The sequence below is a fragment of the Colwellia aquaemaris genome (genome assembly GCF_057548755.1).
Genome location: NZ_BAAJLV010000002.1, coordinates 141,937 through 159,358 on the forward strand (window position 1 = coordinate 141,937; position 17,422 = coordinate 159,358).

Below are 17,422 nucleotides of genomic sequence, written 5' to 3' on the forward strand. Positions count from 1 at the left end.
TATTAATGCAAAGCTTAATTGAAGATATTTTATTTGCCGTCAAGAGTTTTACACGGGCGCCAGCGATATGTGCGCTAATTGTATTAACGCTAGCGCTCGGAATTGGCGCTAATGCGGCGATTTATAGCTTAGTGCACAATGTATTACTTGCACCTTTGCCTTTTAAAGAAGGTGAGCAATTAGTTAAGTTGAAAACCAACCAGCCTAATATTGACCGCTATGACGTACCGGTTTCAGTACCGACGGCATTAGATTATATCGACAAAAATCAAAGTTTTTCACACTTGGTTGAATATCATCAAATGCCCTTTACTTTGCTTGGCCACGGCGATGCATCTAATGTTGAAGCGGGTGTGGTTAGTTGGGATTTCTTTGAAATGTTATCTATTCAACCTCTGCTAGGGAGAACCTTTCTACCAGGGGAAGATGAGCCAGGAGCATTACCATTAATTGTGCTCTCTCATCACTATTGGCGAGAAAAGTTTGGCAGTGACCCTGATGTTATTGGCCGTAATTTAGAAATGAATAACGCCGTACACCAAGTGATAGGCGTATTACCACCTCTACCGGCATACCCGTTTAAAAATGATATTTGGATTGGCTCTTCTTCATGCCCAGGCCGAGGCAGTGAAATGTTCATTAGTCGTCGAGATCGACCTATTTCTATGATGTACGGCAAATTGAAAAAACAAGTGAATTTGCAAAAGGCGAGTCTTGATTTAAATACCATTGCCGGTCAATTGCTTGCGCAATATCCTGAAAGTTATCCGAAGGCCGCAGGTTTAAGCAATACATTAACACCTATGCGCACTGATATGGCGGGTGAATCTGGCCCTACTTTTTATTTATTGATGGGCATTACCAGTTTGGTGTTACTGATCGCGTGTGCGAATGTTGCGAATTTGAATTTGGCACGAACCGCAGCACGTAAGCAGGAGTTAGCAATTAGAGAAGCCTTAGGTGCTGATCCTCGCCGAATTGCGCGGCAGGTATTAACTGAGAGTATTTTATTGTCAGTCATCGGCGGTATTCTCGGCTTATTATTGGCATTTTTATCGGTTGGTTTATTAAGTAACTTCGCTAATCTTTACACGCCACTGGCGAGCGAAGTAAAAATTAATGCCAATGTATTAGTTTTTTGTATTCTAGTGTCTGTGCTTACCGGTATTCTTAGCGGTGCCACGGCGGCATTTAAAAAACGTAATATCAATCATGCCTTAAAGGAAGGTAGCGGTAATATTACCGCCAGTGGCAGTAGTATTAAACTGCGGCAAGTATTACTGGTCGCGCAATTTTCACTGTCTTTTATTATTTTAACCAGCGCGTCATTAGTAAGCTTAAGTTTATACCGCTTAAACGTGCAGGAAACAGGTTTTGATACCGTTGATATTATGGCGGTAGATTTATCCTCAAGTGCGACAAACCGTGAGCAAATGGTGGTGGAAGTGGCAGCTAAATTAACATCGCTGCCGGAAATAAATAACGTCGCTTTTTCTTCTGAAGTGCCGTTACAGCAAGGTCGAGATAAACGCCGTTTTTTCCAAATTGAAGGGCAAGCTCCTGTTCACGTTGATGAACGTCCTGAAGCATTGAAAAATGAAGTGTCGGCAAATTTTCATCAAGTGCTGAATATTCCATTATTGCAGGGCCGTTATTTACAAGATATCGATGATAAAAACAGCCCGAAAGTTTGTTTAATTAGTCAAAGCTTTGCAGAGAAGTATTTTAACAACGAAGAGCCTGTAGGTCGTCGAATATCGTTAGATGAAGGGGTTACTTGGCTGACAATTAAAGGGGTAGTGGGTGATATCCGAGAAGTCGGTATCGATATAACTCCCGTGCCGACCTTCTATGTGCCATGGATTGCCAATTGGCATTATGATTTGCAATTGTTAGTCAATACAAAAAATTCTGAGGCGCAGTTATATAAAATCATTCGCAATGTTATTGATAGTATTAATCCAAAACAAGCGATTGCAAGTATAGATAAATTCACCTTTATTAAAGAGCGCTCCATAGCATCTGCTAAATTAGTTGGGGTATTAATGTCTCTGTTTGCCTTACTCGCATTTTTAATCACCTTAAGCGGTGTAATTGGCATTGTTACTTACAGTATCAGTCAACGTAGAAAGGAAATTGGTATACGACTGGCATTGGGAGCAAACCCTAGACAAGTACGTCGATTATTTGTCTTGCAAGGAGTGACGCTGTGTTTGGTTGGTTTAAGCATTGGCGCCAGTATTATGATTTTTATTTCGCCATTTCTTCATGAATTGTTATTTAAAACTGAAGCAGTCAATTTTCTTATGTATACGGCAGTTGCTGTTTCGGTGATGTTAGTGGCGACAGTAACAACTTTTATTTCAGCGAAAGAAGCCACTAGAGTACAACCTAATCAGGCATTACGTGAACAGTAAAATATAATGGAATAGGAATTAAATGATGATAGAAGAAACACCATTGATTTGCTTAAGAGATCTTACCAAAAACTTTATCACCGATGCGGGCGTTATTAGTGCGGTAAAGGAAATAAACTTGACAATTAATGCTGGCGAATATGTCAGCATTGCTGGGCCGTCCGGCTGCGGAAAATCAACATTGTTATCCATTTTAGGTTTACTTGATAGCTCAACTCACGGCGAATATTTGTTAAACGGACATCACGTACACGAGTTAGATGTTTATCAAAGAGCGACAATTCGAAATCAAGAAATAGGTTTTATTTTTCAGTCATTTAATTTAATTGGTGATTTAACGGTATTGGAAAATGTCGCACTGCCTTTATCTTATCGAAAAATGAAGAAAAAGCAGCGCTTAGAAATCGCCATGAATGCGCTTGAGAAAGTGAATATGGCGGAACGGGCGAAGTTTTATCCGGCACAGTTATCAGGAGGTCAGCAGCAACGCGTTGCTGTCGCTAGAAGTTTGGTGGTTGATCCATCGGTATTACTTGCTGATGAGCCAACAGGAAACTTAGACTCTGCTAATGGCGAAGCGATTATGGACTTGTTTGATGAACTTCATGAGGAAGGGCGCACGATTTGTATGGTGACCCATGACGCTCGATTTGCCAAACGAAGCCGGCGAATTGTTGAGTTAGATGATGGTGTTTTGCGATAGCCCTGAATTACATTATTGGGTTAGCTTATTTTAACACTTTAAAAATCAAACTCGTTGTAAAGTATTAAGTTAATGCGGCACTACAATCAATACGTGATGTCGCTGTTAATTTTGCTATAGATTAGATTTGGATATCTCGTTTAAGTTGCTAACTACATTGCTGCGATGAATGATCAGGTGTTACTTTTAATCATTAAATCTAACGAACACTAATGCTGGTATTTTTGTGCGGTGATAACTTATTTAATGACCTTATTTCGACGGGGAATAAATTTAACTTTGTTGTAAACAATTCTATAAAGTGCTATTTTTTTGCCGTTTAAGCAACTAATACGTGTCTTCACTATTTAAAAAGCAAGCTTGGTTCCTACCATTAATTTTTGCTTGATATAGTGCTTTGTCAGCTAGGCACATCATATCTTTAAGGGTGATATCACTGTCGGCAGTTATGAGTGTTGCGCCGATACTACAGGTTAAGCGCAATTCACTATTATTAACCAAGGAAACATGACGAACATTTGCTAATATTCTTGCACATACCTTCTCAAGCTCTGTTTTTAATATCGCAGGTAAAATAACAGCAAATTCTTCACCTCCAATTCGCGCATGAAAGTCAGTATTATTTCGCAAGGCTTCATTTACGGCATTTGCGACTGCCTTTAAACATTCGTCACCAATGTCATGTCCGTAGGTATCATTAACACTTTTAAAGTGATCTAAATCGTAGATGATCAGCGCCATAGGCCAATTTTGACAGCTATCACTGTTAATGACTTGCTTTGCATATTCTTCAAAATGGCGGCGATTGGCTATTAGCGTTAATGCGTCAGTGCGCGCTAGCTGGTTTAGAGTATTAGTTCTTTGCTGAACTTTTATTTCAAGTTCGTTCGATAAATTACGGGCGCGCCTTAAGGTGAATAACATACTGACAAAACCTAGCAGCGAGAAAGCGATAAAAATAATGTAAGCGTATTGTACCGTTCTGGTGATCTCTTCATCGTCGCCACTGAGTGGGATGCTAATATCAACTGCGCCACGTAAATCGCCAACTTTCCAGTCTTTTTTGGGACTTGCTGGGTGGTAGTTGTGACAATCGACACAGCTTTTTTCCATAAAAATAGCTTCGGCATGGCGCAGTACATTTTTGTTGCCAATCATTTCAACACGTTCAAATACAGGTGTTTGCTGGCTGAGCTTTGCTAATGCCAGTTTTTGAAAGTCGTCTTGAGGACCTCCGTTGGTAGCGCGGCTGATAAATGGATAGTTACTAAATGTATGAAGAATTAATCCTTCATCAGGCGCTGATATTGCTTCACCTAATTCAATGGCAAATGTTGCTGGGTTTGGTACAGCGTATTGTTTTTGATGGTATTGTGATTCTATGGATATGTCAGGATGATTGCGTAATTTTGCCACAGCATTTTGACTATATGAAGTTCTAGCCTGATTTATTGTCGACACCAACACAGCTGCTGTTCTGGCAGCTAATGCTGTCGATGCAGAATACTGTAGTTTTTTAATGGCAATAAGCGACACTATTGCCATTAACATAAAGAGCAAGGTAAAAACTGCAATCACTTTAGTTTGAGAAAATGTCATTCGCTACTGATTAATAAATACTGCAATAAAAATTAGTCATATCAATAGTAAAGCACAGATTTAGTCACTGCGATATAGGTGAGTATAGACTTTACTTTGCTACACCTAATAGACCGCTATTTTAAGAAAAACTTACTTTTAATTTAAAGCACGGGTTAAAAGTGACAAAGATCGTTATTAAAGGTCATTTTGAATTCGGGTTAGGTTGTTTCGCTAGTGAAACAACTTCCTAAATTAGTTGTGTCGATTTCGGAACATATGATTTTCTTGTGAACATTAGGGTGTGGCTAACTGTTTGAAAAACAGTTGTTTTTGTTTTTTTGAAGTTGGCACTCATCTTGTTATTACCTAGGAAGAGAAAATAAACACTAAAACAGTATTGAATTACAGATTGGCTAACGATTAATAGAGGTATAAATGGATACACTTAGAATTAAACCTAAGCAAGCATTATGGAAAAAGTACTGGTTTATTATTCCGCTTTTGTTGGCTGTTTTTCTAGCGTGGAAATTTAGCCAGTATTTTGGGGACGCTTCATACATAGTTGAACATGAGAAATTGGTAACGGCAAAGGTTGAACAGGGAGTCTTTCAAGTAAATGTCCGAGCAACAGGGTTATTAAAACCGGAAAATATTCGCTGGGTATCTGCACAAGTTTCTGGCCGTATTGAGCAAGTTTTTGTTAAAGCGGGCGCAAAAGTAAGTGCAGGAGATGTGCTCGTTACATTGAGTAACCCGGAATTTGAAAGAGAGTTAGAAAAAGCGCGTTGGGAATTACAAGCTAATAAGGCTGAAAGTAATGCGGCTTATGTCTCGTTGGAGTCTCAGTTGGTTGATATTGAAAACTCAGTGGTTGCGGCAGAATATAACTATTTGTCTGCCAAGTTAAAGCTTGATGCTGAAACAGCCCTAATGGAGCAGGGTAATGCAACAGTGTCTGCATTAGATTATCAAAAAAGCCAGTTAGCGGTTAAGCAGCAAAAACAATATTGGTTGGCACAACAACAAAAAGTAGCAAAAATGAAATTAACTATGGCGGCAACTAAGCAAGCACAGCAAGCTAGGTTAGGGTTAATGGAGAACAATTATCAGCGAGCATTGGCACAAGTTAAGGCGCTATCGGTTATGGCATCAACATCAGGTGTTATTCAGCAAGTGTCACTTGAGTTGGGAGAGCGAACACAAGTTGGTAGCAGTGTTGCACTTATAGCAGACCAAAGTTCGTTGTTCGCGGAGTTGCAAGTACAGGAAGTGCGGGTGAAAGATATTAAATTAGGGCAAACCGTACATATAGATACCCGAACCAGTCAAATAACAGGCAAGGTTAGCCGTATCGACCCTGCGGTGAAGTCAGGTATGGTGCAGGTCGATGTCAATCTTATCGGTAACTTGCCTGCAGAAGCTCGTCCAGAGCTAACGGTTGATGGCTTAATTGAAATCAGCAATATTGAAAATGCGTTATTTGTAAATCGCCCAGTTTTTGCGCCGAGAGATAGTCAAGTGGATTTGTTTAAGCTCACTGTAGATCAACAGTTTGCAGAAAAAAAGCAGGTCAGCCTTGGGCAAAGTTCAGTTAATAAAATCCAAGTGCTTTCTGGCTTAACTGTTGGTGATGAAATTATTATTTCAGATACCAGCAGCTGGCAAGAACACCAACAAGTATTAATAAATTAATTATCGCTTATATAACAATAAACGTCTTAAAGGATACATTATGGAAGCATTATTAAAGTTGAACGATGTTAGTAAAACATTCTTAACTGAAGATATTGAAACAAAAGCATTAAATGACGTCAGCTTAGAAATAAATAAGGGTGAATATGTCGCGTTAAGTGGTCAGTCGGGATGTGGAAAGTCAACCTTACTATCTTTGCTGGGCTTACTTGATTCACCTACAACAGGGCAATATTGGCTGGCGGAAAATGACGTATCTTCGTTAAGTCGAAATCAACGTGCGGAAATTCGTAGTAAGGAAATAGGATTTGTTTTCCAATCGTTTAACCTAATTTCAGATTTAACTGTGCTAGAAAACGTTATGTTACCTTTAACTTATCAGTCAGGGTTATCAAAGGCTACGATAGAAAACCGCGCCAAAGCTGTGCTTGAGAAAGTTGAAATGGCGCATCGTAAAAACCACTTTCCGTCACAACTTTCTGGCGGACAACAGCAGCGGGTTGCGGTTGCAAGAGCCTTAGTTAATGAACCTAAAATTATTTTGGCAGATGAGCCAACAGGGAACTTAGACTCAAAAAATGCCGAGTCAGTATTGCAGCTATTCGAGCAATTGCATCGAGAAGGAGCAACCATTTGTATGGTAACACATGATCCAACTTCAGCGAAAAGAGCGAGCCGTTGTTTGGAGATGTTTGATGGGAGGCTAATAAAAGACAGTCTAAATAGCACAATAAAAAGTAATACTATTTCCACACTTGACGTAGCGGTGGGGTAGATATTATGTCGGTATGGTTAGATATTAAATATGCATTACGCCTATTGTTTAATGCACCAAAATTTACGGTAATGACACTTGGCGTATTAATCGGTGGCTTGTCGATTAGCTTATTTACCTTTTCATTTTTGTATACTTCCATTTATAAACCTTTGCCTATTCCTGAAGGAGATACGGCAAAAGCTTTGGCTGTTTTTGAAGACGGTAAATATCGTTATTTACGAAGTTTTGAATATCAGGCAATTAAAGATAATGTAGCAAGTTTTGCAGAGTTTGGTGTTTACGATACCGGTGACATGCGCATTAATATTAAGGAGTCTGGTAAGAGCTATTACGGCAGTTATGTTCGTGCAGGATTTTTTGAATTTAGCCGCATAAAGCCAATTTTAGGCAGAACAATAAATGAAAATGATACCTTAATAGGAGCGCCTGCTGTTGCTGTGATTAGTTATGAAATTTGGCAAAGCGAATATCAAGGTAATGAGAATATATTAACGCGAAGTATTAAGGTTGACGGTATAAATACCGATATTATTGGTGTTATGCCAAAAGACTATCGCTTCCCAAATATGTCGAAGATCTGGCTACCTCTAATAAATAGCGTGTTAATGGAATCACCAATACATAGCGAGTATTTATATGGCTACGCCCGACTTAAAGAGGGAGTGAACATTGCAGAAGCTGAACAGGAATTAACGCAGAAGGTTAATCAAATTTATCAGCAAAATGTAAAATTGTTTGATTTACCGAAAGTACAAAAAAGTGTCAAACTGCTAACTTTTCAAATGGCGCAAACGGGTAACGACGGTGCCATTGCGTTTGCTGGGTTAATGACAATTTCATTATTAATTCTTTTACTTGCGTGTATTAATGTTGGTAATTTACTGTTGGCGCGCTCTATTGAACGCCAAAAAGAAACAGCAATTAGGGCTGCACTGGGGGCGAAAACAGCACGTTTAGTAAGTCAGCTACTGTGGGAAGGGGTTATTATTGCAAGTGTTGGTGGCTTATTGTCTGTGCTACTTGTAGGCGCTGCACTAGATTATACCGAAGTGGCTATTCATTCGTGGTTACCTGGGGGCGGGTCGTTTTGGTGGCATTATGGTATGGACGGTGCAACATTATTAATGGCGGTGGTTTTTACCTTAGTCACCATCTTGCTATCAGCGTTTCTACCTGCTTGGCGTTCTGCGCATCAAGATATAAATAACACATTAAGAGACGGCACCCGTGGAGCGCAAAGTAAAAAAGCGGGACGAATTTCAAGAATATTGGTAACAACTCAAGTTTTTTTAGTGGCGTTATTAATGTTAATAGGCTCAATAACGGCTTTCATATCTCATAAATTTATTAATCTTGAAATGGGCGATGATTACTCTAATGTTATGACCGCACGCTTTAGTGTGCCTGAAAAGAAATATCCAGAGCCTCAACAACAAATAGCCTTGATGCAATCACTCATAGCGAAGTTAGAGCAGCACCCTAATTTAGTTGGCGTGATCAATCATAATTGGATTGGTGCATCGAAAGTGATGCTAGAAGGGCATGAATATCTTTCTGAAGAGGATAAATTGCTTATCGATGTTGCGTCAATTATTGGTGATAGTGCAACCGTTGGTGTGAATTTAGTTGCCGGACGTCAATTTACTCACCTTGATAAAACAGGCAATCGTAAAACCGCCATTATTAGCCAATCAATGGCGAAACGTTATTGGCCCGGAGAATCGCCGCTAGAGAAAAGCTTCACGGTGAATATTAATAATGTTGATGAAAAAGTTTTTATTGTCGGAGTTGTGACTAACCGCATGAACGCTAGTGCTATGTTTGGTAGTTTAGACAGTGCCGACGAAATTTATCTCTCAGGTTTACAGTTTTTCGATCCTTATCAAATATTGTTATACAAAACTTTGCCTAATACACAGCAACCAGAAGAAATTTTTTACCAAGCTATGTTTGCCACAGATCGAAACATAGAGCTAACTTACTCCGTTCAGGGAGCCAGTGAGAATAGAAATAAAATGCGCGAATCTATGGGGCTGATGTCTGAAATTACCTTTGGTACAGGCTTTTTCTCCTTACTTTTAGCTATGGTGGGAATTTATGGCTTAACAGCAAATTCCGTTGCACAACGTACACATGAAGTGGGTATTCGACGAGCCGTTGGTGCTTCTGATGGTGACATATTAAGAATGTTTCTAAAACAAGGTGGTAAGCAGTTAATTATTGGGCTTAGTTTGGCATTATTAATATTCGCGTTAATTTCGTTTGGTTTTCATAAGTTTACTGAAGGGGTGTTCCCTACTTATATTTACTTTACTCAGGCATTAACCGTAGTTTTTGGCTTAACGATAGTCGTAATGTTGGCTATATATTTGCCAAGTAAAAAAGCTGTTACTATGGAGCCTAGTATGGCGTTACGTTACGAATAAGCTTTATAAAAAAGATATATCCTATATATTTTAGGGTATATCAATGCTCATTTAGATAAAGTGGATAAATTTTCGAGTTATGCGGTAAATATGAAAAGAATTTTAATAGCAGATGACGATATAAATATTATCGCAGGTCTGAAGTTTCTTTTAGCTGATTATGGTTATGAGACCTTAACGGTAACCACGCCACAAGCGGCGTTAGAAAGTGTTGAAAAACAGTCAATAGACTTAATTTTATTGGATATGAATTTTCAGCAAGATACCACTTCTGGGCAAGAAGGTATTGAGTTAGTAAAGAAAATATCGGCAACCGGCTTAGATATTCCAATTGTGGTGATGACAGGCTGGGCCACCATAGATATTGCAGTTGAGGCAATGCAAGCTGGCGCCAAAGATTTTGTTCAAAAGCCTTGGCAAAATGAACGCATTGTCAGTGCTATTGAAACACAAATTGCACTGGCCAGCTCTGGGCGCTCGGTGCAGCGTCTTAGTCAACAGAACCAAATACTGACATCGCAAGCTCACCCGAATGATAGAGCTGGCATTATTGCTAACTCAGCTGCTATGCAAGAACTTCTTAATAGTTTAGAAAGCTTGGCTCAGAGTGATATGAGCATTTTACTCACCGGCGATAATGGGACTGGCAAAAGTATGCTTGCTGCATATGTTCATAAGGTGTCAGCGCGAGCTAAATACTCTTTTGTGCCAGTAAATATGGGGGCTATTCCTGCGAGTTTATTTGAAAGTGAAATGTTTGGTCATGTTAAAGGCGCGTTTACTGATGCAAAAGAAAATCGCATTGGCCGTTTCGAGATGGCGGAAAATGGAACTTTATTTCTTGATGAATTAGCAAATATTCCGCTGGCCCAGCAGGCCAAACTCTTAAGAGTACTAGAAGAACAGAAGTATGAAGCAGTAGGCAGCAATAAGTCATTACATGCAAATGTTAGGGTGATATCCGCGACAAATAGCGATTTGCAAAACGATATTGCTGAAAATCGATTTAGACAAGATCTTTACTTTCGCCTGAATACCATTGAATTGAGAGTACCGTCGTTAGCTGAGCGTATCGACGATATTCCAGATCTAGCTCAGCATTTTCTTAAAATGTTTAGTGGTAAATACCATAAAAATTGCCCCTTATTGTCAAAAGAAGCATTAATGAAGCTGCAAAGCTATCACTGGCCAGGGAATATTCGTGAATTAAGCCATACAATGGAAAGGCTGTTATTTACTTGTAAACAAGAAATAATTAAAGCTGAAAATATTAGTTTAACTATGCCTGAACAAAGTAACAGCCAAAACTCAGCGTTAGACAAGGGGCAATTAACCCTTGAACAGGTTGAAAAAAATACTATGGTTGAGCGGTTGCGATTACATAACAACAATGCGACAGAAACAGCTAAGTCGCTAGGGTTAAGTCGTAGTGGTTATTACCGAAGAATGGCTAAATATGAGTTGGATTAATAAGCACTGGCAAGCGGTCAAAATAAACCTTAAGCAATATCAAATCGGTCAACAAGATAAACTTATTTTGTTAATCATTTTACCTTGTGTGTTGATCACAATATTCTCGTTATTGTTGACGAATGCCTCACCCTACTTAATTGCTTTTATCCTAGTTTGTCTGAGCTTGTTATCTAGCTATGTTTTCATTGCCACTCGAAACTTGGCCCGCTATCAAATAAGAACACTAGCCAATTTAATTGAATCTATGATTGATGGAGACTATTCACTGCGTGGCCGACTTAAGGGCAATCAAGCATTTCATGAATTGTTGCTATTAATTAATAATCTCTCAGAGACACTGGCGCAACATAAGGTGTCGGCAACAGAATCGCGAATTTTACTTGAACTGATTGTTGAACAAATGGACGCCATGGTTTTAGCGACAAATCCTGATGGTAAGTTGGTCATGGCAAATGCGTCTGCTAAAGCATTGTTGCTAAATAACATAGAGCATATTGCCGGAATATCACTAGGTGATTTAAAACTGGGAAAGAAGCTGCAAGATGCTGAATCAGGAATTGTCGAGTTTACGTCAGCGGTCAATAAAAACGCAGAATCATCGTTAGCTTTTGAAGGTGATTTTTTTCTTCATAAAGAAAGCTTTTTACGCGATGGACAGCCGCATAAACTATATTTATTGACCAACGCAGAACGTTTACTTATGGAAAAAGAACGTAATGCTTGGCAAAGCGTTTTGCGGGTACTTAGTCATGAAATTAATAATTCTTTAACGCCAATCTCAACGATTAGTCAATCAATACAAACTAAGCTGCAACGTAGTATTGATAGCAATGTTGCTTTTAGCCAACAAGGTTTAATTGACGGCATGAATATTATCAATGAGCGCGCGGATTCATTGAGTAGTTTTATCGCCAGCTATAGCCAATTAGCACATTTACCTAAACCGATATTTGAGCTTACTCCCTTACGAACATTGATTGAAAAACTGGCAAAGTTATTCCCTAGCTGTGATTTTAAAATTGCCGATAGCACCAATATCAAGCTGATGGTCGATAATAAACAGCTTGAGCAAGTCCTAATAAACTTATTTAAAAATGCCATTGATGCGATGATAGAAAATGAACGAAAATTAATAGAAATACATTGTCGAGCGCAACAACAATGGCAACAAATTGTTATTAGCGATTATGGCTGTGGCGTGGCCAATATTGATAATTTATTTGTGCCATTTTATACCACTAAACAGCAGGGAAGTGGCATTGGCTTGGCCTTATGTCGTCAAATAATGTTTAGCCATCATGGCCAAATTAAAATTCAAAATAAACGACAAGGCCCAGGTGTTGAAGCCATTCTTGCTTTCCCGATATAGCTTAGGAAAATTAAACAATAAATTTTTCTAAGAGTAATTGTTGTTGATTCACTTCGTCAACTAACGTTTCATTACTGCTCACTTGTTCTTGAGAAAACTCGCCAACTTGTAAGCTAATGTCATTAATATGTGTAGTGTTTTTGTTGATCTCTTCAATAACTACACTTTGCTCTTCAATCGCGGCAGCAATTTGAATGTTTCTATCCATAATATCTTTTACTGAATCAGAAATGTTTTCTAATGTTTCATTTGCTATTTTGGTATTTTCAACACATGATTCGGCCTTTTCACGACTTTCATTTAATGAAATTTGCACTTGCCCAGATGAATCTTGAATTTGCTCTATCATAGTTTTAATTTCAGTGGTTGATTCTTGTGTTCGAGAAGCCAAGGTTCGTACTTCATCGGCGACAACGGCAAAACCTCGACCTTGCTCACCGGCACGGGCTGCTTCTATTGCAGCATTTAATGCTAATAAGTTGGTTTGCTCTGCAACGCCATTAATAACAGAAAGCACTTGTTCAATATTATTACTGTATTCGGCAAGCTGATTACTTAACTCCTGTGAAGATGAAATAGTTTGTGACAGGCCAACTACATCATTGCTTGTTTTACTAAACAATGCTCGACCATCATCAGCACGTTCATTCACAGATGAAATGGATGTTGCTGCATCTTGGGCACTGGCGGCAATATCCATTGATGTTTGGCTCATTTCATTCATTGCTGTCGCTAAATTTTCAACGAGAGCGCCTTGTTCATTTAATTTCGTGCTCGATTCACATGCTAACTCTGTTGCATTGTTACTGTTATTAACCACCATGCCTGCTTTTTGTTTAATGTCTTTTACCAGTTGCTGCAAAGTATCAAGAAATTGATTAAAGTTGCGCGCGACAGCGCCACATTCATCATTGTTTTTAATGGTTAATCGTTGCGTTAAGTCGCCTCCGCCGGAGGCAATTTCAGCAATCGCGGTTTCTAATTCAAGTAATGGCATCAGTAATTTTTTGGCAAGATGACGTAATGAAAAAATACAAATAGCAATACCGATAATTGCAAATAAAATTGTTTGAGTGGTTAGGCTGGAAAGTGATTGGTACACTTTGTCTTTTTCTAATAAAACCCCTAAGTTCCAACTCATACCAAACTGTTTTTTAAGTGGAAAAAAGTAAATTAACTTTTCTTTATCGTCATGCTCGATAGTGATGATTTTTCGATTATTGCTCGGTGAAATATTGTAAATGGCGCTAGTGTTTTTACCGTTTAAGCTTGCATCAGGGTGCGTAATGATATTGCCATTTTCATCGGCGATAAATGCCAAACCAGTATTGTTAAAATTTATGGTATTAACACTGGTTGCAATACTATCTAGACTTAAATCACCACCAATTACGCCCTGAAAAGTGCCATTACTTGATATTGGTGCAACCACAGATAACAATAACTCTTTTGTTGCTGCATCTATATAGGGGGCAGTAAAAACCACACCATTACTGCTTTGGGCTAATTCGAACCAAGGACGGTCGCGAAAATCAACTCCTGCTGGGTTTTGTCTATTAGGGTCGTTTGAACGTAATTGAGTCTCATTAGCCAATGTTCCAAACATTAGGGAAAAATCTTTGTTTAATGAAGATAGTTCTAATGCTTTTTGAAAGTTATTTGCTGAGTAATCACTCTCAATAATATTTTTTAGCACGTCAATTTGTGATGTTTTGCTGGTTAACCAATTGCTAATACCTTGCGCAAGCAATGACGAATTATCTTCAACATAGGCCTGAGTTTTTTCCTGTAGCGAGCTGCTGATTAAGATATAACTGGACAGTGAAAGCAGTGAAACAATAATAAAAACCACCATCCCAGACGCTACCGAAAACTTTGTTCTGATATTCATATTCAAACCCATAATTAAAAAAACGATACGCTTTAATATATAGTCTACACTTTAAGAAAAGTGAAAATTGAAAGTGATTTTTATGAGAAAAATTAAAGAGTTTGCTCGCTTACCAGTATTAGTGTTGTTGATATTAAGTCCGATGTCGTTCGCTACTGACGACATAACCATAAGTGAGTTAAAGCAGCAATTGGCCGTGTTAAAAAAGCGCATTGAGCAACTGGAGAAGCAGCAAACGGCAAATACCCAGTCTCTTATTAATTCGGCAAAACCACCTTCAAAAAATATTACAGCAAAGGGTAAGGATACTAAGGCTTTACCAGCCAGTAACCCAGCAAACAAGGTAAAGCTTTATGCGACTGTTCGACCAACATTAGGATATATTGATGAAGATAACACTCAGCAAATGGATGTTCGCGATGCACTTTCTCATGCAGGCGTTAAGGTAACCAGTGAATTTGATGAAAACTGGAGTGCAACATTGCATGGTGAATGGGGTATTGATTTATCTAATAATGGCGACTTTGGTAAAGCACGGCAGGTGTATGTGGCACTTAATAGCCCATTAGGCAGCCTAGGAATTGGTAAGCAAAGGCCGGCAAATTACCTCTTTATTGCTGAATATGTCGATATTTTCAATCATGCAAGTAGCCCATTTGCTTATGATCCAGAGAGTATCTTCTTCGTTGATAACTTACTCACTTATAAATATAAACACCAAAACCTTACTTGGATGGCTGCTGCGCAGTTTAATGGTGAGGACGGTAATAATTACAGTGACTTGATTAATTTTGGTGCCAGTTATGACAAAGGCGGTTTACATGCTGCAGCAACGTATTTAAGTCAGCAGGCTAACATAAATAATGTTGATGTAGGAGATGATGAAACGTATTCAGCAGCGCTGGCATATGACTTTGACAACGGGTTGTACTTAGCGGTTGGTTATCAAGACAAAGATTACCAAAGAACAAATGGTGATGTTGATCGAAGTGGTCATACTTTTGATTTATCGGCGGCTTATTGGCTAGCGAAAGAATACCGGTTAAAGCTTGGTTACTTTGATTTTTCTGACGGTAATAGCCATGATTTATCAAAAGACTTCAATGGTTTTAATACTACCTTGGAATGGGTGCCAAAACCTTGGTTAAGGTTTCATGTTGAATATTTGCAAAGAGATTTTGATTATTTAGCGGACTTTTCGTCGTTATCTATTGGCTTTCGCTATGACTTTAGTCAGCAATGGCAATATTGAACTAAGGCCGTTTTTCGATGAATGCGATTAGCAGAGTTATAGGTTTTTTATTGGCGTGGTGTTTACTCTTTATACCGTTAAAATTTGTTGCAAGTGCCGAATATATACCACAAGTGACAATTTTAGCCGATGACAGTTACCCACCATATTCTTATGTTGAAAATAATGAACTTAAAGGTATTTATGTTGACATTGTAAAAGCAGCTGCCGAGTTAATACATGAACACTATCAAGTAGATTTACAAGGCGTACCTTGGAAGCGGGCGCTAATGAAGGTAGAAGAAGGCAGTGTTTTAGCAATATTACCCCCTTATAAACATATCGAAGAGCGTGAATATATTTGGCCTTATTCTTTGGCGATTATGAGTGAAACTGTGGTCGCTTATTGCCAAAAACATATTAACATCATTGCTTATTTTGATAAGCACTCAGCGGATTCGTTGCCGACACTGAATATAGGAATCAATTCAGGTTATATGATTTTTAGTGATGAAATCAAAGCTGCCGTCGCAGATAAGCGCATGAAAGTTTGGGAAAATAGGAGTACAGATGCCAACATCATGAAATTACAATCTAAGCGCTTAGATTGTTATCTAAATGACAGATTGGCGATTCAGTACGAATTATTTATGCTGAGTAAGCGTCAACAACTCAATTTTGATGATGTGGTTGAGTCACTCATTGTGATGTCTCAAACTGCTCATATTGGTTACAGCAATAGTGATGCTCAACAGTTTCCTTATAAAAACGATTTTGTTAACCGTATGGATGATGCATTGCAGAAAGTTAAAAATTCTCAACAATATATTGATATTATTGAGAAGTACTTACAGTTATAAAGCGTTTGTGGATGTTATTGATAAATTAATGGCCAAGGGGATGATTTATTAAACAGTGATTAACGGGATGTGACATTGGAGGAATAAAAAGAATGTCGAGCGTATTCATAGATACCTTCATTAAAAAGCATCAGCTTTCAGGAGATTTTTTAGCTGTTGCCGAACGTTATTTAGTTCCGCTTGCTGAATGTTTTTTGCGTAAGTCAACTCTATCTAAAGAGCCTTTTTTTGCTGGTATCAATGGCTGCCAAGGCTCGGGGAAATCAACAATTTCTGCATTTATTCAAGCTTACCTCAATACTTGTTATCAATTAAACGTAGTTAATATGTCATTGGATGACTTTTATTTAACGCAACATCAGCGCTTAAGTTTAGCTAATAATGTTCATCCTTTATTGAAAACTCGCGGTGTGCCAGGGACCCATGATGTTGATGAATTGTTTCACGTATTGAGCCGTTTGAAAAAGAATTCAGGCGAGCTGGAGGTACCGCGTTTTTCAAAACTAAATGATAACCCTTGTGCACCTTACCGTATTAGTTTGCCGGTTGATCTAGTCTTGATTGAAGGTTGGTGTTGGGGGGTTGCAGCACAACATCATCGTGAGCTTATTCAGCCATGCAATACAGTTGAGCAGGTACATGACAAGGATTTGGTCTGGCGTCAGTACGTTAATACTTGCTTGATAGAAAATTATACGCCTTTATATGCTTTTGTTGATTTCTGGTTGTATTTAAAAGCGCCGTCATTTGATTGTGTTTACCAATGGCGGTTGCAACAAGAAGAAAAATTGCGTGCTAGCCAACCAATAACAAAGCAATCGGCGACCATGTCGAATAAGCAAGTTCAAGCGTTTGTACTTTTGTTTCAACGACTCACCGAACATGCGTTAGCAACTATGGGAGATAAAGCCGACGTTACCTTATATTTCAATCAAGATCGGCAAGTACTATATTGCGATAGCGTAGAAACAAATAAAACTTAAGTGTAAGTTTCAGGCATT

At 38.6% G+C, this 17,422-nt stretch carries 12 protein-coding genes; 10 read left to right on the forward strand and 2 right to left on the reverse strand.

Annotated elements, in window-relative coordinates; translation table 11 throughout:
- Nucleotides 1-5: 5 nt before the first annotated feature.
- Nucleotides 6-2,417: an ABC transporter permease gene (locus AC27HL_RS06985; protein ID WP_487080117.1), complete on the forward strand. Its 2,412-nt coding sequence runs from the start codon at nt 6-8 to the stop codon at nt 2,415-2,417.
- A gap of 22 nt (nt 2,418-2,439) precedes the next feature.
- Entirely contained in the window at nt 2,440-3,120 is a 681-nt protein-coding gene (locus AC27HL_RS06990; RefSeq protein ID WP_487080119.1) for an ABC transporter ATP-binding protein, read from the forward strand.
- 327 nt (nt 3,121-3,447) lie between these two features.
- Here the strand turns inward: AC27HL_RS06990 and AC27HL_RS06995 are convergent, their stop codons facing one another.
- Nucleotides 3,448-4,719, reverse strand: a complete 1,272-nt coding sequence (locus tag AC27HL_RS06995; protein WP_487080120.1) for a diguanylate cyclase domain-containing protein — start codon at nt 4,717-4,719, stop codon at nt 3,448-3,450.
- 417 nt (nt 4,720-5,136) lie between these two features.
- Between AC27HL_RS06995 and AC27HL_RS07000 the strand changes: the two genes are divergently transcribed.
- From AC27HL_RS07000 to AC27HL_RS07020, 5 genes are all read left to right on the forward strand, one after another.
- The gene (locus AC27HL_RS07000; protein ID WP_487080122.1) at nt 5,137-6,393 is read left to right on the forward strand and encodes an efflux RND transporter periplasmic adaptor subunit; all 1,257 of its coding nucleotides are present in this window, start codon (nt 5,137-5,139) and stop codon (nt 6,391-6,393) included.
- A gap of 40 nt (nt 6,394-6,433) precedes the next feature.
- Nucleotides 6,434-7,168: an ABC transporter ATP-binding protein gene (locus AC27HL_RS07005; protein WP_487080124.1), complete on the forward strand. Its 735-nt coding sequence runs from the start codon at nt 6,434-6,436 to the stop codon at nt 7,166-7,168.
- 5 nt (nt 7,169-7,173) lie between these two features.
- Nucleotides 7,174-9,597 carry an ABC transporter permease gene (locus AC27HL_RS07010; protein WP_487080126.1) on the forward strand — a complete coding sequence of 808 codons (2,424 nt, stop codon included), beginning with the start codon at nt 7,174-7,176 and terminating at the stop codon, nt 9,595-9,597.
- 90 nt (nt 9,598-9,687) lie between these two features.
- On the forward strand, nt 9,688-11,067 hold the full coding sequence (locus AC27HL_RS07015; RefSeq protein WP_487080128.1) for a sigma-54-dependent transcriptional regulator: 1,380 nt from the start codon (nt 9,688-9,690) through the stop codon (nt 11,065-11,067).
- The gene (locus AC27HL_RS07020; RefSeq protein WP_487080129.1) at nt 11,054-12,439 is read left to right on the forward strand and encodes a sensor histidine kinase; all 1,386 of its coding nucleotides are present in this window, start codon (nt 11,054-11,056) and stop codon (nt 12,437-12,439) included. Before AC27HL_RS07015 ends, AC27HL_RS07020 begins: the two co-directional genes overlap by 14 nt.
- A gap of 10 nt (nt 12,440-12,449) precedes the next feature.
- Here the strand turns inward: AC27HL_RS07020 and AC27HL_RS07025 are convergent, their stop codons facing one another.
- A complete protein-coding gene (locus tag AC27HL_RS07025; protein WP_487080131.1) occupies nt 12,450-14,330 on the reverse strand; it encodes a methyl-accepting chemotaxis protein in 1,881 nt (626 codons plus the stop codon).
- 82 nt (nt 14,331-14,412) lie between these two features.
- Between AC27HL_RS07025 and AC27HL_RS07030 the strand changes: the two genes are divergently transcribed.
- From AC27HL_RS07030 to AC27HL_RS07040, 3 genes are all read left to right on the forward strand, one after another.
- Nucleotides 14,413-15,582 carry a porin gene (locus tag AC27HL_RS07030; protein WP_487080132.1) on the forward strand — a complete coding sequence of 390 codons (1,170 nt, stop codon included), beginning with the start codon at nt 14,413-14,415 and terminating at the stop codon, nt 15,580-15,582.
- A gap of 17 nt (nt 15,583-15,599) precedes the next feature.
- The gene (locus AC27HL_RS07035; protein ID WP_487080133.1) at nt 15,600-16,421 is read left to right on the forward strand and encodes a substrate-binding periplasmic protein; all 822 of its coding nucleotides are present in this window, start codon (nt 15,600-15,602) and stop codon (nt 16,419-16,421) included.
- 92 nt (nt 16,422-16,513) lie between these two features.
- Nucleotides 16,514-17,404, forward strand: coding sequence for a kinase (locus AC27HL_RS07040; protein ID WP_487080135.1), 891 nt, complete (start codon nt 16,514-16,516; stop codon nt 17,402-17,404).
- The last annotated feature ends 18 nt before the right edge of the window (nt 17,405-17,422 follow it).